At 64.7% G+C, this 24,616-nt stretch carries 21 protein-coding genes and 1 riboswitch; of the genes, 11 read left to right on the top strand and 10 right to left on the bottom strand.

Features of this window, described 5'->3' with window-relative positions:
- Nucleotides 1-86: 86 nt before the first annotated feature.
- Nucleotides 87-1,811 (top strand): amidase, encoded by a 1,725-nt coding sequence (locus BLU88_RS04385; protein WP_092010400.1) that lies wholly within the window; start codon nucleotides 87-89, stop codon nucleotides 1,809-1,811.
- 4 nt (nucleotides 1,812-1,815) lie between these two features.
- Here BLU88_RS04385 and BLU88_RS04380 read toward each other — a convergent pair whose 3' ends face one another.
- Nucleotides 1,816-2,550: a DUF998 domain-containing protein gene (locus BLU88_RS04380; RefSeq protein ID WP_092010397.1), complete on the bottom strand. Its 735-nt coding sequence runs from the start codon at nucleotides 2,548-2,550 to the stop codon at nucleotides 1,816-1,818.
- Nucleotides 2,551-2,649: 99 nt separating this feature from the next.
- Between BLU88_RS04380 and BLU88_RS04375 the strand changes: the two genes are divergently transcribed.
- Complete coding sequence (locus BLU88_RS04375; RefSeq protein ID WP_092010394.1) at nucleotides 2,650-3,423, top strand: isocitrate lyase/PEP mutase family protein; 774 nt, start codon at nucleotides 2,650-2,652, stop codon at nucleotides 3,421-3,423.
- A 67-nt stretch (nucleotides 3,424-3,490) separates the two neighbouring features.
- Nucleotides 3,491-4,252, top strand: a complete 762-nt coding sequence (locus BLU88_RS04370; RefSeq protein ID WP_092010391.1) for a VOC family protein — start codon at nucleotides 3,491-3,493, stop codon at nucleotides 4,250-4,252.
- A 141-nt stretch (nucleotides 4,253-4,393) separates the two neighbouring features.
- On the opposite strand, the gene BLU88_RS04365 is transcribed toward BLU88_RS04370, so the two are convergent.
- Nucleotides 4,394-6,532, bottom strand: coding sequence for a RecQ family ATP-dependent DNA helicase (locus tag BLU88_RS04365; RefSeq protein WP_092010388.1), 2,139 nt, complete (start codon nucleotides 6,530-6,532; stop codon nucleotides 4,394-4,396).
- Between the two features lie 105 nt (nucleotides 6,533-6,637).
- The gene (locus BLU88_RS04360; RefSeq protein ID WP_092010385.1) at nucleotides 6,638-7,111 is read right to left on the bottom strand and encodes a hypothetical protein; all 474 of its coding nucleotides are present in this window, start codon (nucleotides 7,109-7,111) and stop codon (nucleotides 6,638-6,640) included.
- A 148-nt stretch (nucleotides 7,112-7,259) separates the two neighbouring features.
- Between BLU88_RS04360 and BLU88_RS04355 the strand changes: the two genes are divergently transcribed.
- The gene (locus BLU88_RS04355) at nucleotides 7,260-7,844 is read left to right on the top strand and encodes a TetR/AcrR family transcriptional regulator (RefSeq protein WP_092010382.1); all 585 of its coding nucleotides are present in this window, start codon (nucleotides 7,260-7,262) and stop codon (nucleotides 7,842-7,844) included.
- 37 nt (nucleotides 7,845-7,881) lie between these two features.
- On the opposite strand, the gene BLU88_RS04350 is transcribed toward BLU88_RS04355, so the two are convergent.
- The gene (locus BLU88_RS04350) at nucleotides 7,882-8,781 is read right to left on the bottom strand and encodes an ArgP/LysG family DNA-binding transcriptional regulator (protein WP_092010380.1); all 900 of its coding nucleotides are present in this window, start codon (nucleotides 8,779-8,781) and stop codon (nucleotides 7,882-7,884) included.
- A 70-nt stretch (nucleotides 8,782-8,851) separates the two neighbouring features.
- Here BLU88_RS04350 and BLU88_RS04345 point away from each other — a divergent pair, with 70 nt between their 5' ends.
- Complete coding sequence (locus tag BLU88_RS04345) at nucleotides 8,852-9,451, top strand: LysE/ArgO family amino acid transporter (RefSeq protein WP_231939579.1); 600 nt, start codon at nucleotides 8,852-8,854, stop codon at nucleotides 9,449-9,451.
- Nucleotides 9,452-9,719: 268 nt separating this feature from the next.
- Here the strand turns inward: BLU88_RS04345 and BLU88_RS04340 are convergent, their stop codons facing one another.
- Together BLU88_RS04340 and BLU88_RS04335 are read right to left on the bottom strand one after the other, a co-directional pair.
- Entirely contained in the window at nucleotides 9,720-11,897 is a 2,178-nt protein-coding gene (locus BLU88_RS04340; RefSeq protein WP_092010374.1) for a YhgE/Pip domain-containing protein, read from the bottom strand.
- A 40-nt stretch (nucleotides 11,898-11,937) separates the two neighbouring features.
- Nucleotides 11,938-12,801 carry an ATP-binding cassette domain-containing protein gene (locus BLU88_RS04335; RefSeq protein WP_231939578.1) on the bottom strand — a complete coding sequence of 288 codons (864 nt, stop codon included), beginning with the start codon at nucleotides 12,799-12,801 and terminating at the stop codon, nucleotides 11,938-11,940.
- Between the two features lie 383 nt (nucleotides 12,802-13,184).
- On the opposite strand from BLU88_RS04335, the gene BLU88_RS04330 reads away from it, so the two are divergent.
- Nucleotides 13,185-14,264: a tellurite resistance/C4-dicarboxylate transporter family protein gene (locus BLU88_RS04330; protein WP_092010367.1), complete on the top strand. Its 1,080-nt coding sequence runs from the start codon at nucleotides 13,185-13,187 to the stop codon at nucleotides 14,262-14,264.
- A gap of 153 nt (nucleotides 14,265-14,417) precedes the next feature.
- Here BLU88_RS04330 and BLU88_RS04325 read toward each other — a convergent pair whose 3' ends face one another.
- From BLU88_RS04325 to BLU88_RS04315, 3 genes are all read right to left on the bottom strand, one after another.
- A complete protein-coding gene (locus BLU88_RS04325; protein ID WP_157688963.1) occupies nucleotides 14,418-14,984 on the bottom strand; it encodes a DUF805 domain-containing protein in 567 nt (188 codons plus the stop codon).
- 280 nt (nucleotides 14,985-15,264) lie between these two features.
- Nucleotides 15,265-16,578 carry an MFS transporter gene (locus BLU88_RS04320; protein ID WP_092010360.1) on the bottom strand — a complete coding sequence of 438 codons (1,314 nt, stop codon included), beginning with the start codon at nucleotides 16,576-16,578 and terminating at the stop codon, nucleotides 15,265-15,267.
- 86 nt (nucleotides 16,579-16,664) lie between these two features.
- The gene (locus tag BLU88_RS04315) at nucleotides 16,665-17,153 is read right to left on the bottom strand and encodes a MarR family winged helix-turn-helix transcriptional regulator (protein WP_092010357.1); all 489 of its coding nucleotides are present in this window, start codon (nucleotides 17,151-17,153) and stop codon (nucleotides 16,665-16,667) included.
- Between the two features lie 198 nt (nucleotides 17,154-17,351).
- Nucleotides 17,352-17,480: riboswitch (FMN riboswitch) on the top strand.
- Between the two features lie 113 nt (nucleotides 17,481-17,593).
- On the opposite strand from BLU88_RS04315, the gene ribD reads away from it, so the two are divergent.
- From ribD to ribH, 4 genes are all read left to right on the top strand, one after another.
- Nucleotides 17,594-18,688: a bifunctional diaminohydroxyphosphoribosylaminopyrimidine deaminase/5-amino-6-(5-phosphoribosylamino)uracil reductase RibD gene (ribD, locus tag BLU88_RS04310; protein WP_231939577.1), complete on the top strand. Its 1,095-nt coding sequence runs from the start codon at nucleotides 17,594-17,596 to the stop codon at nucleotides 18,686-18,688.
- A 52-nt stretch (nucleotides 18,689-18,740) separates the two neighbouring features.
- Nucleotides 18,741-19,388, top strand: coding sequence for a riboflavin synthase (locus tag BLU88_RS04305; protein ID WP_092010355.1), 648 nt, complete (start codon nucleotides 18,741-18,743; stop codon nucleotides 19,386-19,388).
- A complete protein-coding gene (gene ribA / locus BLU88_RS04300; RefSeq protein ID WP_092010352.1) occupies nucleotides 19,381-20,778 on the top strand; it encodes a GTP cyclohydrolase II in 1,398 nt (465 codons plus the stop codon). The genes BLU88_RS04305 and ribA overlap by 8 nt, the downstream gene beginning before the upstream one ends.
- Nucleotides 20,779-20,917: 139 nt before the next feature.
- Nucleotides 20,918-21,388 carry a 6,7-dimethyl-8-ribityllumazine synthase gene (ribH, locus tag BLU88_RS04295; protein WP_092010349.1) on the top strand — a complete coding sequence of 157 codons (471 nt, stop codon included), beginning with the start codon at nucleotides 20,918-20,920 and terminating at the stop codon, nucleotides 21,386-21,388.
- A 98-nt stretch (nucleotides 21,389-21,486) separates the two neighbouring features.
- Here the strand turns inward: ribH and poxB are convergent, their stop codons facing one another.
- Nucleotides 21,487-23,202 (bottom strand): ubiquinone-dependent pyruvate dehydrogenase, encoded by a 1,716-nt coding sequence (gene poxB / locus BLU88_RS04290; protein ID WP_092010346.1) that lies wholly within the window; start codon nucleotides 23,200-23,202, stop codon nucleotides 21,487-21,489.
- A 331-nt stretch (nucleotides 23,203-23,533) separates the two neighbouring features.
- On the opposite strand from poxB, the gene BLU88_RS04285 reads away from it, so the two are divergent.
- The gene (locus BLU88_RS04285) at nucleotides 23,534-24,613 is read left to right on the top strand and encodes a Fic family protein (protein ID WP_092010343.1); all 1,080 of its coding nucleotides are present in this window, start codon (nucleotides 23,534-23,536) and stop codon (nucleotides 24,611-24,613) included.
- The last annotated feature ends 3 nt before the right edge of the window (nucleotides 24,614-24,616 follow it).

The raw sequence follows: 24,616 nt of genomic DNA, 5'->3' as shown, positions 1-24,616 counted from the left end.
GCAACGCGGGCCAGCCGAATCGGCGATATTCTGGGCAGGAACACACCCACGTCGTGCACGCACCGTCGAGTGCCCGGAGGAAGATCATGTCGAAGTTCGATGTCGTCGAAGCGTCCATCGCCGATCTGCGAGCAGCTCTCAATGACGGTCGCACCACCTCGGTGGAGCTCGTCGAGGCCTACCAGGATCGGATCGCCGCGTTCGACGGCCCCGACACCGTCACCAAGCTCAACTCTGTGATCGTGAAGAACCCGCAGGCTCTCGCCGAGGCGGCCGCCTCCGACGAACGCCGCGCCGCGGGCCGGACGCTCGGCCCCCTCGACGGAATCCCGTACACCGCGAAGGACAGCTACATGGTCGCGGGCCTCACGGTCGCCTCCGGATCTCCGGCTTTCGCCGATCTCGTCGCGCAGAAGGATGCGTTCACGATCGAACGGCTGCGCGCAGGCGGTGCCATCTGTCTGGGCCTGACGAATATGCCGCCGATGGCCAACGGCGGCATGCAGCGCGGACTCTACGGCCGCGCCGAGAGTCCTTATAACGCGGACTGGCTGACCAGCGCCTTCGCCTCCGGATCCTCGAATGGTTCGGGCACGGCCACGACAGCGAGCTTCGCCGCTTTCGGCCTCGGTGAGGAGACCTGGTCATCGGGTCGGGCACCGGCGTCACACAATGCGCTCATCGCCTACACCCCCTCACGCGGGGTGATCAGCGTGCGCGGAAACTGGCCTCTCGTGCCGACGATGGACGTCGTCGTCCCCCACACTCGCACGATGGCCGACCTGGCCTCGGTCCTCGACGTCATCGTCGCCGACGACGAGCAGACCCGCGGGGACTTCTGGCGCGTCCAGCCCTGGGTGGAGGTGCCGAAGGCGAGCGCCGTCCGCCCGGAATCCTATGCCGCGCTGCTGCCTGAATCGGTCGACGCCGCACAGTCGGTGTTGGCCTGCAAGCGCCTCGGGGTGCCGCGGATGTACATCAATGCCGATGGCGAGGCCGGGACGAACCCGAACGGCGGCATCGGCGGGCCCACGGGACAACGAGTCGAGACGCGCGCCTCGGTGATGGAGGCCTGGACGGCGGCGCGCGCCGACCTCGAATCGGCCGGCGCCGAGGTGGTCGAGACCGATTTCCCGGTCGTGACCAATTACGAGGGCGACCGTCCCGGCGCACCGACGATCGCGACGCGCGGTTTCGTCACCGCCGACTACCTCGACCGCGAGATCAACGACCTCTCGTCGTGGGGGTGGGATGACTTCCTCGCCGCGAACGGCGACCCGAAGCTCAACACCCTCGCCGAGGTGGACGGAGCCCTGATCTTCCCCTACCCACCTGGTGCCCTGCCGGATCGGTACGTCGGTTTCGACGATGACATCGCGACCTACCCGGAGCAGGTGCGCACGAATCGATACGCCTCGGTGACGGAGATCCCCGAACTCGAAACCGGGGTCCGCGGACTCGAGGAGACCCGCCGGGTCGACCTCGAACAATGGATGGACGAGCACGGCCTCGATGCGGTGATCTTTCCGGCAATGGCCGACGTGGGTCCGGCAGATATGGATGTCGATGAGGTTTCTGCAGATCTCGGTTGGCGCAACGGCACCTGGGTGGCCAACGGCAACCTCGTACCCCGACATCTGGGCATTCCGTCAGTGACGGTGCCGATGGGGACCATGTCCGATACCGGAATCCCCGTGGGTCTGACGATCGCCGGACGCGGCTGGGACGATTCGGCGCTCATCGAGATCGCCGCGGCGTTCGAAGCGACCGGATCCCGACGTGAGGCGCCGCCGCGGACTCCGCGCTTGTAGGACTTCAGAGCCCGGAGTCGAGTTCGCGCTTTCGCCTGGAGAGGTCGCGCAGCTGCATCCATCCGGCGAGGACGAACCAGATGAGGAACGGATACGACGCGGCTCGTTCGACGATGCCGTCGGGCAGATTCCAACTCTCGGGAGTGGCCAGGAACAGGGCTCCGGCGAGCCCGAATATGCCCAAGCCGAGCGTGAGTCCGCCGAATTCGGCAGGACCGATCCACCGTTTCTCCGGCCACCTGATCACGGCGATGCCCGCAGCGAGCAGACCGAGATTCTGGACCACGGCGCCGCCGAACCCGAAGACAGCATGCAGGGTCGGGTCGATATCTGCCGGGACCATTCCGGTGACCGCCAGCAGCATCCCACCAGCAGCCAAAAGGAAGGACCCGCATCTGCCCCAGCGGCCCGGGGCGATCCAGTCATGCCAGATGAAGGCGATGATCGCGAGCATCGACCCGGCGATGATGGATACGCCGTTGACGAAGGGATGTGCCGGTGAGCAGACCTCGATCGGGGTGTCCGTGTCTCCCCAGTCCCCGCATCCGGTCATTCCCAGATGGCTGATGGGCTGCTGCGCGAAAGAGTAGCCGCCTTCGGACAGAAGTGCCGCGGGGATTTCGATGAGGACCGTGGCAGTGCCTGCAAGCACGGCGAGCAGTGCCCACACCCGCTCAGGTTTGGGCGAAACACGGATGGTGCCCGAGCCGGCCACCTCTGCTCCTCCGTACGGCGACATCGGATGTTGTTCACGCTATCACTGCGCCTGCCTGAAACCTTCTGGTGAGCTGGTTCGACCCCTGGCGTGTCGAGGCACAACAGTGGAACAGTATTGACCATGGTCGATTACACGGTTTTAGCCGAACGCGCTTTCACCCTCTTGCAGGGACATCACCAGGACGAACCTCTCGTGCTGCCGACCGTCTGGGATGCCTGGTCGGCTCGTGCGATGGTCGATGTCGGCTTCAATGCTCTGAGCATCGGGTCCCATCCGCTCGCCGATTCGCTCGGCCATGCCGATGGGGAGAACATGACGCTCGAGCAAGCGCTCGAGGGGATCTCCCGGATCACCTCGGCGGTGAATGTTCCCGTCACCGCGGATCTCGAATCCGGCTACGACACCCCCGCGCCCGAACTCATCGCCGGCCTCCTCGAGGCCGGGGCCGTGGGCGTGAATATCGAAGACACCGTCCACAGCCGGGGCAGTATGCGCAGCCCCGAGGAGCACGCCGAATACATCTGGAGCCTCCGCCAAGCCGCCGAAGCGCAGCGGGTCCACGTCGTCATCAACGCCCGTACCGACGTGTTCAAATATCCCGGTGAGTTCGAAGACCCCACCGTCGAGGTGGTTCGCCGTCTCCGCCTGTGCACCGAAGCTGGTGCGGATTCCGTCTACCCCGTTCGGCTCCCCGATGTGGGCACGCTCAAGTCCATCCTCGAGCAGATCACTCTGCCGCTCAATGTCACCGCGCACCCGATCAAGGGCGCGGTGCCCGAAGAACTCGACCTCGCTCAGCTCTCTGAGCTCGGGGTCGGGCGCGTGACCTTCGGTCCGCTTCTGCAGGCGGCGCTGACCGACTGCTTCGCGGATTTCACGCGCGCCTGGCAGTAGGGTCTTCTCCCTGCTGTCGGCACCGCCAACTGCAACTCACCTCAACACCATCACAAGAGGAGACGCAATGCCTGCCAACCCCCGTGAAGGCCAGCCCATCTGGATCGACTATGTCTGTCAGGACTTCGAAGCCGGTCAGAATTTCTACACTCAGCTCTTCGGCTGGGAATTCGCCGACCAGGGCCCTGATTTCGGCCACTACAACATGATTACGAAGGACGGCCATGCCGTCGGCGGTGCCATGAGAGCTATGAATATGGACGGTACGCCGAGTCCGGAGATGCCCACGGCCTGGTCGACGTACCTGCACACCGGTGACATCGCCGGAGTCCACCAGGCAGCGCTGGACGCGGGTGCTGCTGATGTCGTCGGCCCCATGCCTGTCGGTCCGCTCGGTCAGATGGCTGTCGTCGTCGACCCGACAGGATCGCCCATCGGCATGTGGCAGCCCGGTGAGTTCGTCGGCTTCGATACTCCGCTCACCCCGGGAACCCCTGTGTGGTTCGAACTCATGACGACGAACTACCAGGCAGCTAATGATTTCTATGCCAAGGTTTTCTCCTTCGACATCACCCCGATGGAGGGCTTCCCGTACTCGACCCACGGCGACGGTGACGAAGCCGTGGCCGGTATCTGCGATGCCAGCGAATGGGCACAGAACTCCTATTGGCGCACCTACTTCAACGTCGAAGACGCCGATGCCGCGGCCGCGAAGGTCACCGAACTCGGCGGCAAGGTGCTCGCCGGTCCCGAAGACTCCCCGTACGGGCGCATCGTCACGGTCACCGATCCGGAGGGTGCGACGTTCCAGCTGCAGCAGAACCCGTGACCGCCACCAATCGTTGAGAACCGCTGCGGCGGCGATTCCTCAGCCTGGGGCTCGGGAGATTGTTGCCGCAGCGGTCTTCGCCGTTGTGGTCAGCAACCTCACGTCCGCAGCAGTGTGGTCGGTTCTGCCGGATGAGAGCGTTCAGGCCCGCAGGGCCAGCGCGAACGGCAGCACCGAGGCAGCCCCCGCCTTGCGCAGTAACCTGGCGCAGATCGTCATCGTCCACCGCGAGACGACCTCGTCGTCGATGAGCAGCACCGATCTCCCGGCCACGGTCTCTTCGACCTCGGGCGGAACGACGAAGGACTCATAGACGTCCTTGACGCGAAAGGCGCTGTTGACGTCTGGCGTGCCGTGGTCGCCGACCTGCAGCAGTTCGCCGCCGTCGATGAGGCGGCCGGCCGCTGCGAGGTTCGCGGCCAATGATCTCACCGTCACGGGACGGCGATTGCTCGGGACCGACACGACCACCTCGGGCCGTGTTTTCCAATCCCACTGCGCCAGGACCTCAAGGCACCACTTGCCGATCTGACCGGGCACTTCGGCATCGGGAGCGTCAGGGGCGAGGAATGCCCGGAGGGTCTGCCCCTGCCCGAGGTCGGACAGGCGGGCGATGGCTCGTCCTTCCACGGCGAGCTCTTCTGCCGGGATCCGACCTTTGAGCGGGACCCCGATGTTGGCCAGCCCGCTGGGCCAGGTGCTGCGCGGCTCGATCGGCAGGCCGATCTTGTGCAGTTTTCCGGCCGCGGCTTGGCGCTGTTCGTCGGAGATCTCGGCGGAGAACCACACTCCCGCGCAGTTGTCGCAGCGTCCGCAGGGTTTCGGGTCGGGATCGTCGAGCTGGCGGATGAGGAACTCCATCCGGCACTGCCCGGTCGCCTCATAATCAAGCATGGCCTGGGCCTCGTCGGCTCGGACGGCCGCGACCTTCTCATAGCGTTCCCGGTCGTAGGTCCACCCCAGCCCGGTCGAGACGTATCCGCCCCTGACCTTCGATACTGCATCTTCGACTTCGAGGGTCTTGAGCAGCAGATTGAGTCGGGAGCGTTTGGTTCCGACCAAGGTCTCCAAGCGAGCCACGGACAGGGGGCCGTCTGCCTCGGCGATGGCTGCGAGCACGGCATTCGCGTCCTCCTGGTTCGGCATCGACGCAGTCGCGAAGTACTCCCAGATCTGTTCGTCTTCTGCGCCGGGCAGCAGGAGGACATCGGCGGAGTCCGTGGCACGTCCGGCGCGGCCGACCTGCTGGTAGTAGGCCACCGCTGAGGAGGGCGCACCGATATGGATGACGAAACCGAGGTCGGGTTTGTCGAATCCCATGCCAAGCGCCGAGGTGGCCACAAGTGCTTTGAGGCGGTTGTCCTTGAGCTGCTGCTCGAGGTCCGCGCGTTCTTCGGCATCGGTCCGACCCGTATAGGCGCGGACCTCGTGACCTTGGTCGCGCAGCATCCGGGTGATGTCCTCGGCGGCGGAGACAGTGAGTGTGTAGACGATCCCTGACCCGGTGAAGTCGTTGAGATGGGAGGCCAGCCAGGCGATACGGGCACTGGCGTCGAGCCCCCGCAGGACGCCGAGGCGCAGGGAATCACGGGCGAGTTCACCGCGGACGACGGTGGTGTCGTCGCCGAGCTGCTCGGCGACATCAGTGACGACGCGGGAGTTCGCGGTCGCTGTCGTCGCGAGCACCGGGGTATCGCAAGGCAGTTCGGACAGGATCCTGCCGATGCGGCGGTAGTCGGGACGGAAGTCGTGCCCCCAGTCGGAGATGCAGTGGGCTTCGTCGACGACGATGAGGCCGAGGAATGCCAGCAGCTGCGGCAGAACTTCGTCGCGGAACTGCGGATTGTTCAGCCTCTCCGGGGAGACGAGGAGGACGTCGAGGCTGCCTGCCTTGAGGTCCTCAAGCACGGAGTCCCATTCGGTGACGTTCGAGGAGTTGAGGCTGGCCGCACGGACTCCGGCACGTTCGGCCGCGGCGATCTGGTCGCGCATGAGCGCCAGCAGCGGGGAGATGATGAGGCTCGGCCCGGTGCCTGAGACCCGGAGCATCCGAGTGGCCACGAAGTACACCGCGGACTTGCCCCAACCGGTGCGCTGGACGACAAGGACACGTTTCTTCGCCTGCACGAGGTCGCGGATGGACTCGAGCTGGCCGTCGCGAAACTGCGCGTTCGGGTTCGCGGTGAGCTCGGCGAGGATGCGCTGCGCCTCGATCGCGAAGTCATCAGGGGCGCCGGGCGAGCCTGCAACTGGTGGGGATGTCGGGGTGGATTCCGTCATTGGGCCAGTCTAGGTGGAGGCACTGACGCGGTCGGCTCCCTTCACCTCCTCACCATGCGGTCAGGACCTGCCACGGGGCTCGGTTCGAGCCGCCTCGGCGCTGGATCAGCGCAGCGCGAGCTCGATACCCAGGGTGGCGAGCACTCCGAAGAGGGCGCCCCAGAGGATGATCGAGATGACCTGCCAGAAGGCCACGACATTGCGATTCGCACCGAAGCCGACCATCGCGGACGAGGTGATCTGCGAGGGCAGGAGCGTCTGGCCGAGCAGCGAGACTCCCGGCACACCGAACTTGTCGAACATGCGCTTGAGCCGCTGCCGCTTCGGCTTCTCCTCGACCTGTTTGTTCTTCGTCGCCTTGTCGCGGATGGCACCGGCCCCATAGACGAAGGCGAGCATCGAGATGACGTTGCCGATGACAGCCACGACGATGGCGACAACGGGATGCAGGCCGATGGCAACTCCGATGACGGAGCCGAAATACGACTCGACGAAGGGGATGGCCGAGACGAGCAGAACGCCCGCCCACTGCAGCCAGTCGGGAAAGTTCCCGGCGAATTCCTGCAGACTGTCGATCATGAGGGCTCTCTCTTCTTCCGTTCGGGTCCTCTGGTCGGGTCAGCACACTGTTCCTGCCACGCCGTTTCGACGCGTTGGCACACCGTACTAGTACAACGTACTATACACTGAGCAGAACTATCGTTGTCAATGAAGCGAGGAGTCACGGTTGTCGAAGCGAGAACAGATCATCGCCGCGGCGATTCGCCTGGCCGAGGGGTCGCAGCCGGGGCATGCGAACCTCAGCGTGCGCGCCGTGGCCAAGGAAGCAGGAGTCGGACCCTCGACGCTGCGCCACTACTTCCCCACCCAGGCAGACCTCCACGAAGCAGTCGCTCGACGCTCCATCGACACCGTCGTCAAGGACTTCTCCATCGCTGATGCGAACCGCGACCCGGCCGACCGGCTCTATGAATGCTGCGCCCAGTTCCTGCCGACCCATGAGCATCGAGATGTGCAGCTCGAAACCTGGTTCTCCATGCACCTGCATGCCCTTGGAGCGGAGAAGCGGGCAGTGTCCCGGCGCCTCCTCGAACACGGTCACCGTGTCACCTATGACAGCCTGTATCGCTGGCTGAATCTGCTCGCCGAGGAGGGGCATCTCGACCCGACTGAGGTGGCGCCGACCGCCACAGCACTCTTCACCACCGTCGACGGCATCGCCCTGCACTCGATCATCTCTCCCGAGACCATGACCGTCGACGCCGCACATGAGCAGGTCAAGTGGACGATCAGCAAGCTCCTCAGCTCCTGAGCGGATAAACAGAGGGCAGTTCAGCTCCGCCCCCGAATCACCGCATGGCGGCGGCCGCACGCCTCAGCGCCTCGGTGAGTCTGGCCAGCTTGTCCGAGGCCAACGTCCAGTGGTGCCAGTACAGCGGGACGTCGATATGCGGATCGGCACCGATCTCAACGAGGTCTGCGTCCAGACCGTCGAGCTGCATGACCGGCACCATCCCCCAGCCGAGGCCCACCTCCACCGCCGCCGCGAACTCCGCCGACCCCGGCACCACCGACATCGGCGGCCTCCCGTCGATTCCGCAGCGGCGGAGGAACTCGAACTGCAGGTCATCGTCCTGTCCGAAGTTCACCACCGGCAGCCTGGTCAGGTCTGCCTCAGTGCCGGTGGAATGCCGATCGAGCAGGGATCGTTCGGCCACGGCGACGTAGCGCATCGTCCCGAGCTCGGCGACCGTCGTCCCGTAGCCGCCCGTCGCCGTCGAGGTGATCGTGCCGAGCACCTCCCCCGATGCCAGGAGCGGCAGGGCTTTGTCCTGGTCGACCATCTCGATGCGGAGGACGACATCGTCCCAGTCGGCTGCCTCGGCGAAGATCGGACGGAACCACGTCGCCATCGAATCGGCGTTCACCCCCACCCGCAGCACGGTGGGCTCACTCCGCCCAGCTCCGGACCGCCCCCTTCCGAGGGTGTCGGCGTCGATGCCGTGCAGCCGGTCGAGCGCCTCGGACTCGAGCAGCTCGACCTGCCGGGCGTAGCGGAGAATCGCCTGCCCCGCCTCGGTGACGGTGATCGGATTCGTCCGTCGGATGAGCACCTGCCCGAGGCGGGACTCGAGCGTGCGGATGCGCTGACTCGCCGCCGAGGCGGTGATGCCGAGGACGTAGGCCGCGCCCTCGACGGTGCCTTCGTCGACAGCGGCGGCGAAGGCTTTGACGTGGTCGATGTTCATGAAGCAATTGTGCATCAGATGCATATTCTGTTGTTTTTCTTCTGATCAGTCGGTCTCTACTGTTGAGTCCGTGCTCACTCATCTCGTCACCGGACTTCTCACCGGCTGGTCCCTCATCATCGCCGTCGGCCCGCAGAACGCACTCCTGCTGCGGCAGGGGATCCGGCGCGAGCACCTCGGCGTCGTCGTCACCATCTGCATCGTCGCCGACGTGCTGCTCATCGCAGCGGGCACGGTGGGGATCGGGGCGATCGTTCTGCTCGCGCCGTGGGCGCTCGAAGTCCTGCGCTGGCTGGGCGTGGCCTACCTGCTGTGGTTCGCGTGGACGAGCCTGAAATCGGCGCGAGAAGCCACCGGGCTGAAGGCGGACACTCATCAACGGTCTCTCAAGTCCACCATCGTCACCACTCTGGCGCTGACGTTCCTCAACCCCGGCGTCTACATCGACACCGTCGTCATGCTCGGCAATCTCGCGAATCAGCAGGGTTCGGACGCGGTGTGGCCGTTCACATTCGGGGCAATGCTCGGCTCGATCAGCTGGTTCCTCGTCATCGGCTACGGCGCCCGTGGGCTCTCCCGTTACTTGGGGCGGCCGCGAGTCTGGCAGGTCCTCGACATCATCATCGCCGTCGTGCTCGTGCTGCTGGCCGCGCGGCTGGCGCTGGGATGAGTAGACGCGCCCGCCGAGGCAGTCGAGCGGTTGTCGTCTTCAGAGCCCGTGTCAGGGCCTTGTCCTATTCGGTATGGTCGATCACTGGCGTCGCTTCCTGACCGACCCGAGGAGGTGCACTCGCCACTTCGACGACTGAACTTCCTCGGCGACGGACAAGAATAGATCACTACCGGATGTGAAATGGGGGCCTCGAGTGTCCGTTCGTGACCTATTTTCGGGTGATGGCCACCGGAGACCTGAAACCTCGTGCGTGTGCTTCCCCGCCTCACAAACTCAGGCTCGGGTGGAGCTGAGTGAGCGTGACCATGCGTTTGCGGCTGCAGACCACGGTTGTGGCGACCAGACAGATCGCGGTCATCAGCAGCAACACCACGGCCGCCTGTGCCGCGATGAACATGTCACCGCCAGCCACCAGGGTCCGCAGACCCTTGACCGCGTGCGTCATCGGCAGGAACGGCGAGATGATCTGGAAGACCTTCGGCGCCGTCTCCACCGGATAGGTTCCGCCTGCCGATGCGATCTGCAGCATCAGCAGAACCAGGGCAATCAGCCTGCCGACACCGCCCAAGGCCGCGACACACAACTGGTGCACGGAGTGGAAACAAGCCGCCACGAGCATCGAGAACAGCAGCGTCCACAACCACGACCCGGCCGAGAAGTCCAAGGTGAAGGCGAGGATAGCATAGAGGACCGCAACTTGGGCGATGCCGAACAGCAGCCCGGGAACGTAGCCGGCCCATGCGATGCGCGACGAGGTGGCCGATGAGAACAGTGCTCGGTATGGGATGGCGTTGAGCACCATATAGGTGATCATTCCGCCGATCCACAGAGCCAGGGAGACGAAGAACGCAGACAGACCTTCGCCATAGGCATCGACGGCATTGTCCTTGACCTTGTCTGCATCAACGGGAACCGCCACGACATCCGAACGGTTCTCCCGGTCCTTCTTGTCGTAGGTCGGGATCTGCTCGAGTCCTTTCTCCAGCCCGTCGGCGAGTTCTCCGGAACCGTCATCAAGCTTGCCCGCACCCTTATCGAGTTCGGTTGACCCGTCGACGAGCTGCTCCGATCCGTCCTTGAGATCACCGGCTCCGTCCTTGGCCTTCGCCGTGCCGTCCTTGAGCTGGACGGCCCCGTCATGCAGGTCACCGGCACCCTTGGCGAGCTTGCCCGCTCCGGCGTCGAGCTTGATCAGTCCGGAGTGGAGGTCATCGGCACCGGTCGCGACCTTCTGCGCTCCGTCGTCGAGCTGACCGATCTTCTTATCGGCCGTGCGGATCTTGTCCATCACGCCGTCGACCGCGTCGGTCAGCTTGTCCTCGAGGCTCTTGGCCTCATCCTTGGCATCGGAGGCGCGCTTGTGCGCGGAATCGAGGTCCTCGCCGAGGCCGTTGGCATCCTCGGCGAGTTTCTTGACGTTCGGGTCGTCCGGATAGTCCTCCTGCAGCTGCTTGATCCGGTCGTCCATGTCCCCGCGCACGGTGGTGCGGGCATCGTCGAAGTCCCCTTCTGCGCGCTCGAGCTTCGGTCGCGCTCCGTCGACGACGTCATCGGCCTTGCGTTTGACGTCCTCGGCTTTCTTCGTCGCCCCATCGGCGGTATAGCGCAGCTCTGAGGTGCCGTCGGCGACCTGCCCGGCACCGTCGGCGAGTTTCTTCGAGCCGTTCTTCGCCTCGGTGGTGGATTTCGCCAGGGTATCGGCTCCGTCGGCGAGGTCGCCGCTGCCCTTCTTCAGCTCGCCCGCACCCTTATCGAGGTCGATGAGCCCGGTCTGCAGCGTTCCGATTCCTTTGTCGAGCTTCGTCGTCCCGTCCACGAGCTCTCCGGTGCCGTCGTGGAGCCGGCCTGCTCCGTCGTGCAGGTCGGAGGCACCGTTTGCAGCTTTCTCCGTCTCCGAATGGATGTCGTTGAATCCGAGATACACCTGGTTGACGTACTCGGCGGTCGTCGTCTTGCTCAGTCCGCCCTTGATCTCGGAGAGGATGGTCCCGGCCACCTGTCCGACGATGAAGTTGTGGGCGTCGTCGGTGCGCAGCCGCAGCCCTGCCTGCTCCGGATCGTCACCTCCGGTCGACACGAGCATCTCGGAGAAGTCCGAGGGGATCTCGAGGACCGCGAAGTACTTCCCTTCGGCCAGTCCCTCGTCGGCTTGATTCTGGCTGGTCTCGTGCCAGTCGAATCCGCCTTCGCCCTTCGGCGTGATCTCGTCGACGAGTTCCTGACCGGCGTTGAGCTTCTCTCCGTCCGAGTCGGGCTTCTCCGCGCCGGTATCTTCGTTGACGATTGCCGCCTGCAGCTTGTCGAGGTGCTCGGTCGGGTTCCAGTTCGAGGCCAGGTACAGCCCGCCGTAGATCGACGGGATGACGATGATGACGATCATCGCCAAGCGCGTGATCGTGTGGCGTTTGAATCGTGAGAGTTCTAACCAGGGCAGGGAGAACATTCGGGAATCTCCTCGGATTCGTATACGTGGGGCAGGCAGTTCAGTGTTTGGACCCGCGATGAGCGGGAGGGTGGGGCGGCAGTTCGAGTTCGACCAGCGACGGCTCCGCGCGAAAGCCGAGCGATCTGGTGGCGATGTCGAGTTCGCTCGAGTCCTCGCAGGAGACGATGACCGTGAGCGGGTTCTCGGGATTCCGTGATCTGCGCAGCTGCTGGTAGATGAGGATCCCGGCCCAAGCACGGGCTCGGTCGGCGGATTCGCGCAGGTAATCGATGTTGTCGATGACGACGACGGGTGGGCGGCTGAGGCTCGCCAGCCCGAATTCGAGGAAGAATTTCTGCAACTCACTCAGCTCGGAGACGAATACCTCTCCGTCATCGTCGATGAGGAAGTCCGCGCGCTGGGCGTCCTGCTTCGAGAATGTCCCCGGCGGGAGTTCGTCAATGATCTCCGTAGCCGTGGTGAAGGTGTCCCGGATGAGACCGATGACCTCACGCAGGGTCGATTTCGACGCCCACGGCTTGTACCAGGGCTGGAGCATGATCTGTCGTTCGGCGACGTGCTGCGCAACCGTGAAATCGTCCTCAAGGTCCGTCAGCCCGCCGATATGTCCGACCGCAACCTGCCCGCGCACGGTGCGGGCCTGCTTGCGGATATCGATATCGCCGAGGCGGCCCTCCCCCGCGGAGACCCGCATCCTTCCAGCCAAGGACAGGAGGAGAGAGGTCTTCCCGCTGCCGGCGGGCCCACGGACGACAGAGATGGCACCGGCCGGCACCTCGAGGTCGATATCGGTGAACACATCGCCCTGTTTGCCGGATAGCGACCAACCGCGCAGCGCGACCGCTGGCGCGTCGATGTCGGTGTCCGCGGCGAGAGTGTCCCTAGTGCTCTCCATAGCCATCGCTCCCAATCGTCTGTGCCCTCGTCGATCCGGTCAGTGCCGGAGAATTCTGCACCGCGCAGGTGACTGCAGACTACGCCACCACCGGCACGTGGGGGTGTGGAGCGGGCGACTCCACGTGAAGTTACTCGTTGGTAACACCAGTGAATTCTCTCATGAAAATGATGGGAGAGTGACTCGAGAAGACCCAAATGTCACGAATTGCACATCGATTCTCTGGACAGAGGCCGTCGGGCGGCTCCTCGGGCGGTCTCTCAGTGGCCTCTCGGTGGGGACCGCGGCACAGGCCAGGAGGGCGGATCTGCAACGCGGTTTCAGGGGTGGGGTCGTACTATCGAAGACGTCGATGTCCCCCGACACACGGCAACAAGAAAGAGGAGCGAATGAGCACGGCCGACCGCAACCTCACCGGACTGCACAGACGGTGGGGGCTGAGCCCGTCGACACTGGCCCCCGGGTGCTTCGCCTCGGTGATGGCGACCGGGATCGTGTCGATCGGTGCCGAGCTCAAAGGGCTGCCTACGCTGTCGATCGCCCTGTTCTGGCTTGCCGTCGTCCTCTATGTGTTCTTCACCGTGCTCACCGTGGTCCGGATTCTCCGATATCGGAACGCGGTCCGCGCCGACCTGCATGATCCCTCCCGGGCGTTCGGCTTCTTCACCATCGTGGCCGGCACGAATGTCCTCGCGACGGGTCTCGTCGGTTTCGGCATGATCCCGCTTGCCCTCACCCTCTTCGCTCTCGGCGCACTGCTGTGGCTGGTGCTCGGGTACGGAATTCCCTTCACCGCGATCCTCGGTTCGAGCACACGGCCGGTGTCTGCAGGCGTGAACGGCACATGGCTCGTGTGGGCCGTGGCCGCTCAATCCGTGGCCGTGGTGGCATCGAGTCTGGGGATCGCGCTTCCGCACACTCCATTTGCCGATCCCGGTCTGGTCACATGCTTCGCGCTCGCGGCGGTGGTCATGTGGGCCGTAGGTCTGGCGCTCTACGTCGTCTGCGTGATTGCGATCGGCGTGCGCGTGCTTCAACATCGGCTGGGCGCCGAGGACCTCGATGCTCCGTATTGGGTGACGATGGGGGCGCTGGCGATCACGATCGTTGCGGGGTCGCGGATTCTCGATCTCGGAGAGACTCCCCTGCTCGAGGCGACACGTGTGCTGGTCGGTGCTTCCTCCGCGCTGCTGTGGGCGATCGCCACGTGGCTCATCCCCGCGCTCGTCGCCGCGGGAATCTGGAGGCATGTCGTCCACAGGCTGCCGATGACCTATTCGGCCGGACTGTGGAGCATGGTGTTCCCTGTCGGCATGTACGCAGTGGCGAGCATCTACCTGGGCCGTTCGGATCATGTGCCGGCGATCGAGTGGATCGGCCAGCACTGGTTCTGGATCGGACTCGCTGTCTGGGCGATCGTCTTCGTCGCCATGGTCTCGTCGTTCGTCCGCACCCTCCGCCGTCCCTGACCGGTCGGAGCTCGCAATACGTCTCATTCACAGCACAACGCCCCGCCGGCGGCATCTCGCACCCCGGCAAAGGTGCGAGATGACACTGACGGGGCGTTATGGCCGCGTATCTGTCTTACGTGTCAGCAGCGAGGCATGATGCCTGCCTCGAAATCAGACGTCGAAGCGCTGACCCTCGGGCTTGGGCGGCATGATCTCCATGACGAGCACAACGATTGCGCCGATAGAGGTCAGGTTGAGCAGGTAGAAGAGGCCGGAGAAGCCTGCGTCATGGAGGCGGCGCCAGGAGACCGCGATCGATGGCACCAGCGTGGCAAGGAAGATCACGCCGAGGAGGACTCCGCCAATGCCCATCAGCGCAACGCCGCCGCCGGAAGGCGCCCCGCCCCCATAGGGGTCGGCAGAAGCAGACGCCGCCATCATCACGGCTCCGATGATGAACAGAATGTAAGGCAGAAGCGCAATGAGCACCAGAAACAGGTAGGCGAACCAGAACTCACTTCGCGAGGCCCGCCCGCTGAACTTCGCGTAGTTCTTGAAGAAGCGCTTGACCGCCTGGCCGAAGGACGCACCGTAGAGCGGGAGTGAGAGGTCATCCGGACTGGCGGCACCGCGAGGCGCTCCACCGAAGCCCTGCCCTCCGTAGCCCTGGCCGGCGGCGCCGGGAGCTCCTTGACCGGGTGCGCCGGAGTTGTATGCTGCATTCGCGTCGTAGGACATGATGACCTTCATTTGTAGGTGACGTTTCCGATCGCGCTCCCGCCGTCTCAGAGCAGAGGCTGCTCAGTCGATCTTCAGGAAGCGCGAAATCTATTCTGCACCAAGGTGTCCGTCGATCATGTGTCGAATCGGTTTCAGATCTGCAACACAGCTCATGATTCACTCACTTGTCATGGTCGGAACACGGAAACGGCGCCCACACAGATCAACTGTCTGCGCGGGCGCCGCACTCCATACCGGGTTCAATCTCGGATACCCAGTCTCGAAACGGACGTGAGACTCAGGCATCGCCTCCGGTCAGAGCGTAGGCCTCATCGACCGGCGACTCATCGATGTGCCCGTCGACGCGGCGCAGAGCCTTCCACCCGAGCGAGATCACGACGACCGACAGCAGCACCGCTCCGGCACCGAAGAGATACGGAGATCCCGCGCTGATGGATTCCGACACCGCACCGGCGACGATCGGCGCCACCGCGCCGCCGATGAAGCGCACACCCGAATAGGTGCCCGAGGCGACCGGACGCGGCAGATCGCTGACCTCCATCGCCGATTCGGTGAAGACGGTGTTGAGCACGCCCAGAAGCATGCCCGCGATGATGATGCAGACGACGATCCCAACCAGCGATTCGACGAGGAAGGACATGACGCCCAGCAGCACGGCGAGTGCGCCGAGTGTGACGATGAGGCTGCGACGACGCCCGATCCGCTTGGTCAGCACCGGAGCGCCGAACACCGAGGTGATCGCCACGCAGATGCCCCACCCGAAGAAGACATAGCCGAGCCCCATGGCCCCGAAGTCCTCCATGCCCAGCTTCGCGGCAGCAGCCTCGACGGGGAACGGACTGTAGGCCAGCAGGATGAAGAAGCCGAAGTTGTACAGCAGAGCAGAGACACCGAGGATGGCCACACCCGGGCGAGCCAGCGCACGGAAGGTGGCGCTGAGCCTGATCGGCTCCGCCGAGGCTCCGTTCGAGCTCGTGCCGCCGGGCAGCAGCACGATGATCGCGATGAAGCCGATGGCCATGAGGACGGCGGTGCCGAAGAACGGCCCGCGCCAGGAGATCCCGCCGAGGAGTCCGCCGAGCAGCGGTCCGGTGGCGATTCCGACGCCGAGAGCCGCCTCGTAGAGGATGATCGCCTTCTCGGCACCACCGGACGCAGCACCGACGATCGTCGACAGAGCGGTGGAGATGAACAGCGCATTGCCCAGACCCCAACCGGCACGGAAGCCGATGATCTGGTCGACGGAACCGGAGAATCCGGCCAGAGCCGCGAACGCGACGATGAGTACGAGACCGATGAGCAGCGTGGTCTTCGCACCGATACGGGACGACAGGAAGCTCGTGAAGAACATCATTCCGCCGGTGATGAACAGATAGCTGGTGAACAGCAGCATCGATTGGGCGGGAGTGGCGTCGAGCTCGGCCGAGATGGCCGGCAGGATCGGATCGACCAGGCCGATGCCCATGAAGGCGATGACCGCGGCGAACGCGACCGCCCAGACGGCACGCGGCTGGCGAAGGATCGACGCTCCCGCCCCGGAATCGCCGGGCGTTTCGTCTCCTGTGGTTTCGTTGTCTTCTGACGCTCTCATCTGCTGGTCGCGTCCCCTTTCCTATGATGCGTTCCGCTTCGAAATCTGCTCCGGAAGCGAATTGAGAAGTGAGATGTGTTCGGCAGCTAGTCCGTCGCCGAGGCCGGGCCCGACGCTTCGGCGTGCTCGTCGACGCCGTCGACGGGGTGGCGGTCCTTGAGGAAGTCCGACACCAACCCGAGCGCACGATCGACGCTCTGGCGCTCCTCGACGCTCAGTGACTCGAAATACGGCTGCATCTGCTCGATCATGATCGAGCGGTTCTCCGCCAGCCGCTCCCGGCCGGCTTCAGTGAGCGAGAACTGCGACGCCCGTCCGTCCGTCGGGCTGGGCTCACGCACGACGAGTCCGGCTTCCTCGAGCTTGGCGAGAAGCTTCGTCGCCGCAGGCTGAGAACTCAGATATCCTTGCGCGAAATGACCGACCCGAACGGGCTGATACTGCTCGACGACGGCGAGAGCTCGCAGCGCAGCCAAAGAGTTCTCATTGCCGATCACTCGCCGAAACGCCCTGGTCAGGCGCGACGAGACGACAACAAGCCGCGAGACCAGTTCAGCCGAATCCACATCATCCATAACTTATTTATATACCCAGGTTATGCATTTCGGCAAGTCGCGGTCTCCGACATGCACCGCGCCACCTCGCCCGCATCACCCGCCAAGCCGTCCCCGCATCACCACCCGCACGCAACCCGACCCCCATCCCCAACCCAGACATGTCGACATGTGACGGATCTCACGGCGTGCTCTGCCGTGGTCGTGCTAACCTGGCATCACATGTTCCGGGGACGGTGAAATTCCGTACCGGCGGTCACAGTCCGCGACCCGCTCGCATTCGTGCAGGCGGTTGATTCGGTGAAATTCCGAAACCGACAGTCAGAGTCTGGATGGGAGGAGCATGGTGGCCTCGGCCGCTGTGTTTCGGTGCATTCGACCGCACCGTCGCACGCGCTCGACCATCCTGATGGTTGCACCCGCAATATCCTCCCTCCCGGCGAAGGCTCGGGAGGTTTTTCATGGGCGCGCAGATCGGCGACGCAGCGGAGTTCACCGAACTCGAATCCGCGGCGATGGCTGCCGCCCTCAATGCGGCCCGCGACGGTGTCCGCGGAGCGAATCCGCTGGTAGGAGCCGCAATCCTGACCGCCGACGGGCAGATCGTCACCGGTCATCACGGAGGTGCGGGAACACCCCACGCCGAGGTGGACGCGATCACCACCGCTCACGACCTCGACATCGATCTGACCACCGCGACGCTGTTCGTCACGCTCGAGCCCTGCGACCACCACGGCCGGACCGGGCCCTGCACCGAGGCGATCCTCGCCGCCGAGATCCCCTCCGTCGTCTTCGCCTCCCCCGACCCGAATCCCTTGGCTGCCGGCGGTGGGAACACACTCGCCGAGGCGGGGCTGACGGTCCGCTCGGGACTGTGCGAAGAGCACTCCCGCGCACTCAATGCACGGTGGGTGCGCTCCATGACCGAGGCCCGCCCGTTCGTCACTGCGAAGATCGCGCAGAGCCTCGACGGTGCCGTCGCCGCCGCGGACGGAACCAGTCAGTGGATCACCTCGGCGGAGTCTCGCGCACACGCTCACGAGGTCCGCTCACGCGTCGACGCCATCCTCGTCGGCACTGGCACCGCCGTGGCCGACGATCCGCGTCTCAATGCCCGGAATCGAGACGGAATCGCACTCGACGACCAGCCGCGGCCTGTCGTGCTCGGCACCTCCGAACTGCCGGTCACATCGTTTCTCGCCCTCAATCCGAACACTCTGCATCTGCGCACCCACGATGTCCGCAACGCCTTGGACCAGCTGCGCGCCGCCGGAGTGCGCCACCTCCTCGTCGAAGGCGGGCCGACAGTGCTGGGAGCCTTCTTCGCCGCCGGGGTCGTCGACGAGGTCTTCTGCTATCAGGCTCCGATGCTCATCGGACCCGGCCGCAGCAGCGTCGACGGCTTGGACATCGGCACCCTGTCCGATGCGCTGCAGCTGATCCCCGACGACACGGAGACACCGGCGGTGTCGCTGCTCGGCCCGGATTTCCTGCTGCATTTCGCCACTGCGGATCCGGGGCCTGACTCAACCGGCTTACCCGAATCAGTTACCTAGCCGCCGCACTCCCACAGCCACCACCGACCACCGCTTAAGAATCTGGAGTCACATGTTCACCGGAATCATCGAAGGACTCGGCACCGTCGAGACCATCGAGCACACGAACGATTCGGCCGCGATCACCATCGACGTCGGCTCCCTCGTCGCCGACCTCGAGCTCGGCGGTTCGCTGGCCGTCAACGGCGTCTGCCTGACCTCGACGAGGCGGCCCACCGAACAGCGCCCCGGCCTCTTCACCGCCGAGGTCATGGGCGAGACCCTCCGCCTGACCGGGCTCGGCACTCTGGGCACGGGCGACCGAGTCAATCTGGAGCGCTGCACACCCGCCTCGGGGCGCTTCGACGGCCATGTCGTCCAAGGACACGTCGACGGCCGGGGCGAACTCCTCGACCGCACCGACCGTCCCGACTGGTCGACTCTGCGCATCGGGATCCCGAGCGAGCTCGCTCCACTGACCGCAATCAAAGGCTCAATCGCTCTCAACGGGGTGTCACTGACCCTGACGGCCGTGTCCGAGCCGAGCGCATCCTCCGCGTGGGTGGAGGTCGGCCTCATCCCGGCCACACTCACGCACACGACGTTCGGCGAGCTGCCGGTCGGCGCGGCCGTGAACGTCGAGGTCGACGTGCTCGCGAAGTACACCGCGCGTCTCCTGTCCTTCCGCACCACCACCCAGCAAGGAGTCGATCATGACTGATCCCATCGCTCACGCCAGCCGCCTCGATCCCATCGATGCGGCCATCGCAGCCGTCGCCGCCGGCCGGCCCATCCTCGTCGTCGATGATGAGGACCGGGAGAACGAGGGTGACCTCATCATGGCCGCCGAGTTCGCTGATCCCACGACGATGGGCTTCTTCGTCCGACACACTTCGGGCGTCATCTGCGCACCCATGACCGCCGACCGAGCCGCTACCCTGCGTCTGCCCCCGATGGTCACCGACAACGAGGACCCGAAGGGCACCGCCTACACGGTCAGCTGCGACGCGGTCGGGGTGACCACGGGCATCAGCGCCGCCGAACGCGCCGAGACCGGTCGAGTCCTCGCCGCTGTCCACCCTGATCCGGCGGAGATCTCGCGGCCCGGCCATGTCTTCCCGCTCATCGCGAAGGACGGCGGTGTCCGGGAGCGCCCCGGCCACACCGAGGCCGGGGTCGAGTTCGCGCGTTTGGCCGGCGCGCAGCCGGTGGCGATGATCGGCGAAGTGGTCCACGACGACGGGTCGATGATGCGCTTCGACGCAGTACGCGACTTCGCCGATGCCAATGACCTCGTCATGGTCTCGATCGAACAGCTCATCTCCTACCTCGACAAACGGGACGGGAACGCATCGAGCGGCTCCGCTGCCGCCGTCTCAGCGGCCGCGTCGTCGGCCGCGGATGATTCCCGCGCCGAGACGGCCGCCTCGGCGACGGCGGCCGGTGCTCCCGGTGAGGACGAATCGTTCGAGGCGACGGCGGAGGTCGCGCTGCCATCGGAACACGGCAGCCTGCGGGCCCGCGCATTCACAATCGACGGGCATGACCACCTCGGCGTATTCGCGGGATCCCCGGAATCCGGTGCCGACGGTCAGGCACCGCTCGTGCGCCTGCATTCGGAGTGTCTGACCGGGGACGTCTTCGGGTCGCACCGGTGCGACTGCGGTGAGCAGCTCGACCTGGCGCTCGACCTCATCGCCGAACACGGCGGGGCGGTGCTCTACCTGACCGGTCACGAGGGTCGCGGAATCGGGCTGAGCAACAAGCTGCGCGCCTACGCCCTGCAGGATCTGGGGCGGGACACCGTGGATGCGAACCGGGACCTCGGGTTCACCGACGACGCCCGCGACTACCGTGCCGCGGCAGCGATCCTGCGCTCCCTCGGGCTGACTCGCATCCGCCTGCTCACGAACAATCCGGCGAAGACATCGGCCCTCGAGGAACTCGGCATCACGGTCGAAGCGGTGGTTCCGCTCGAAGTCGCGGCGCGGCCGGAGAACACCCGCTACCTGTCCACCAAGCGCGAACGCATGCACCATGTGCTCTCGCTGCCGGAGGTCACGGGCACGTCCGGCACAGGTGCAGGCACCGCTGGAGCCGTCGCCAGCTGAAACTCGGTCGCCTCGGCGAGGCTGGGACCGAACGACCCCTCGGGTGCGGCAGCCGCCTCGGCGAGGGCGCCGCGTCACCGGCGAAATCACACCAGACACGAACCAGGCTCTGCGGAGCCTTCGAACAAAGGACACATCCATGGCTCATTCCGGAGCACCAGAACTCACCGTCGATGCCGCTGACCTGCGCGTTGCCATCGTCGCCGCCTCCTGGCACACCCAGATCATGGACGGACTCGTCGACGGAGCCCAGTGCGCCGCCGCCGAGGCCGGGGCTGGGGCCACGCTCATCCGTGTGCCCGGCAGCTTCGAACTGCCCGTCGCCGCTGCCCGGCTGGCCGATCATTTCGACGCAGTCGTCGCCCTCGGCGTGGTCATCCGCGGCGGCACTCCGCACTTCGACTACGTCTGCCAAGCGGCCACCGACGGACTCAATCGGGTCGCCATCGACTCCGGCAAGCCCGTGGGCTTCGGCGTGCTGACCTGCGATACCGAACAGCAGGGGCTCGACCGTGCCGGGCTCGAGGGGTCCGTCGAGGACAAGGGGCATGAGGCGATGACCGCCGCCCTCGTCACCGCTCAGGCCCTGGCACCCTATTCACTGGGCTGAAGAGCCGGCACTGGTTTCATCGAGAAACGGGTGGAGCGTCGAGGCTCGGGTGTGCTACCCGTGTTTCGGCGCTCAGCCCGTTTCTCGGCGCGTACTCGTCAGAAGAGCTGGCGGATGTTCGTCCGGGCGAGGTCGATGAGTTCGTCGCCCTTGCCCGAGAGCACCGTGCGGATGGCGTAGAGCGCGAATCCCTTGGCCTGCTCCACGGTGATCGACGGCGGCATCGACAGCTCCTGACGTTCGGTGACGACGTCGAGGACCGCAGGCCCCGGGTAAGCGAGGAATTCCTTGACGACCTTCGGCAGGTCCTTGGACTTCTCGACGCGGAAGCCCTTGATCCCGACCGCCTCGGCGATGGTGGAGAAGTCGGGGTTGTCGAGGTCCGTGCCGAACGTGACGAAACCGGCGGCCTTCATCTCGAGCTCGACGAAGTTGAGCGAGGAGTTGTTGTACACGACAGTCTTCACCGGCAGCTTATTCTGGGTGAGCGTGATGAGCTCACCGAGCAGCATGGCCAGTCCGCCGTCGCCGGCGAGCGCGATGGTCTGCCGGCCTTCGAACGCCGACTGCACGCCGACGCTTTGGGACAGGGCATTGGCCATCGATCCGTGGCTGAAGGAGCCGATGAGGCGGCGCTTGCCATTCATCGTCAGGTAGCGGGCCGCCCACACCACAGGTGATCCGACGTCGGGGACGAAGACCGCGTCGTCATCGGCCATCTCGTCGATCAGCCGGGTCAGGTACTGCGGGTGGATCGTCCGCTTCGACGGTGTGGCCAGTTCGTCGAGGTCCTTGCGGGTCTTCTGATAGTGCTTGGTCAGGGACTTCAGATGCGTGCTGCTGCGGTTGGCCTTGATCTTCGGCAGCAGCGCCTCGACAGTGTCGGCGACCGTTCCGACGAGCGGAATGTCGACCTTCGTGCGCCTGCCGATCTGGGATCCGCGCACATCGACTTGGATGACGGTGGCATCGTCGGGGTAGAACTGCTGGTAGGGCAGGTCGGTGCCGAGCATGAGCAGAGTGTCGCAGTCCTTGAGCGCGGCGTAGCCGGAGGAGAAGCCCAGCAGGCCGGTCATGCCCACGTCATAGGGGTTGTCGTACTCGACGAATTCCTTGCCGCGCAGCGAATGGACGATTGGGGCCTGCAGCTTCTCGGCGATGGCGAGCAGTTCGTCGTGCGCACCTTCGGTGCCGGCACCGGCGAGGATCGTCGTCTTCTTGCTCTTGTTGAGCGCCTTGGCTGCGGCTTCGATCTGGGAATCCGCGGGGATCATGCGCGATGGGTAGGCCTTGACCACCTCGGCGGCGGCATCGATGTCGGCCAGCCCGACATCACCGGGGATGACGAGGACGGCCACGCCGCGCTGCTCGATGGCCTCACGCATGGCGATGCGCAGCAGTCGGGGCATCTGCTCTGCCGAGGAGACGTTCTCGACATAGACACTGCAATCGCGGAACAGCTCGGTCGGGTGGGTCTCCTGGAAGTAGTTCGAGCCGATCTCGTCGCTGGGGATCTGTGCGGCGATGGCGAGCACGGGAACCCGCGAACGTTGGGCATCGAAGAGACCGTTGATGAGGTGCAGGTTGCCGGGCCCGCAGCTGCCGGCGCAGACCGCGAGCTCACCGGTCAGTGCGGCCTCGCCGCTGGCGGCGAAGGAAGCGGCCTCCTCGTGACGGACGTGAACCCATTCGAGCTGCGGGTTCACGCGGAGGGCATCGGTGAAACCGTTGAGCGAATCTCCCGGGATGCCGTAGACGCGCTTGACTCCGCTGGCGACGAGGGTATCGACGATGTTTCTGGCGACGGTGGGCATTGACTTCCTTCCGTTGAACCATGGCACCGGGGCGCATTCACAGCCCCGGCAGGGGCGGCCCCACGCTCGAGGCCTTGACCGCGCTTTCAGTCTAGCCCCGAAGTCCAGCAGAGCGGCTGTCCGATTCCTCACCCAAGGATGCGGGAATAACCTCGCCGAGGCGGCGCTGACGGATGGGTTTGCATGCATGGAATCCTCCGACGAGGTGGTTGCCAGGAGGTTCGCAGAAGTGCCCCGATGATGTGTCAAGCAATTTGCCATATCTCCGAAACGTGTAAAAAATTCTTCGATTTTTTTACATGTTCGATGAACGTGGCAATAGACTTGTCATATGTGGACACCGACTGAGCCATACAATGAACTGCAAGAACCACCGGTTGAGAAGCTCGAATCCCGTGAGGTCCTCAAAGCGACAACAGAGGCACGGGCCGGGTTGGCCGCGCTCGATCAAGCGGTGCACCGCCTACCCAATCCGTCGATACTGCTCAACGCGGTCACACTGCTCGAAGCACAGGCGAGCTCGGCAATCGAGAACATCGTGACGACTACAGATGAACTGTTCCAACTTGCTTCGGTAGAGAGCACTCATGCCAACCCTGCAACACGCGAGACCCTTCGCTACAGAACCGCGCTCTACACAGGGATCGCCGCACTGGACTCTCGCCCTTTGTCCACCATTACTGCAACACAGGTCTGTTCGAGCGTCAACGGCCGAGACATGCACATCCGCGATCTTCCCGGCACATTCATCGGAGACCCAATCGCACACACTGTTCGATACACTCCACCGGACGGCCCCAGCGTCATCGCCGATAAACTCAATGACTGGGAACGCTTTGTACACGGGGAGCACAAGCTCGACCCCCTGGTAGTCATGGCGGCAGCTCACTACCACTTCGAAGCCATTCACCCATTCCCGGATGGGAACGGTCGGACCGGACGAATTCTCAACATACTCATGCTGATCGAATCCGAACTTCTACGGGAACCGGTGCTGTATCTTTCCCGGTACATCATCGAAAACAAGAATGAATATTACCGACTCCTGCTGGAGGTCACGAGAGATTCGGCGTGGGAAGAGTGGATTCTCTTCATGCTCGAAGGAGTCCGACAGACAGCGAACCTCACGCTTGATCTCATCGACAAGGTCCAAGCACTTCAGGAAGACTTCCGCTTGGAAATGAAAGCGAAGACAGCGATCGGTGCCAACTCCGACATACTCGACCTTCTGTTCGAGCGCCCCTATTGCCGAATCGTCGATGTCATCGAGCGCAGTGAGGTCTCTCGACCAACGGCTTCCAAATGGCTGAATGAGCTCGTGTCTCAGTCGATGTTGGACACCGTCAAAGTCGGCAGAGACCGCCTCTTCATCAACTCACGCTTGCTGAGGGTGCTCTCGCGACCGTCCTGACGC

This window comes from Brevibacterium siliguriense (genome assembly GCF_900105315.1).
Classification (GTDB): Bacteria; Actinomycetota; Actinomycetes; order Actinomycetales; family Brevibacteriaceae; genus Brevibacterium; species Brevibacterium siliguriense.
This window is presented reverse-complemented; position numbering and strand designations above follow the sequence as displayed.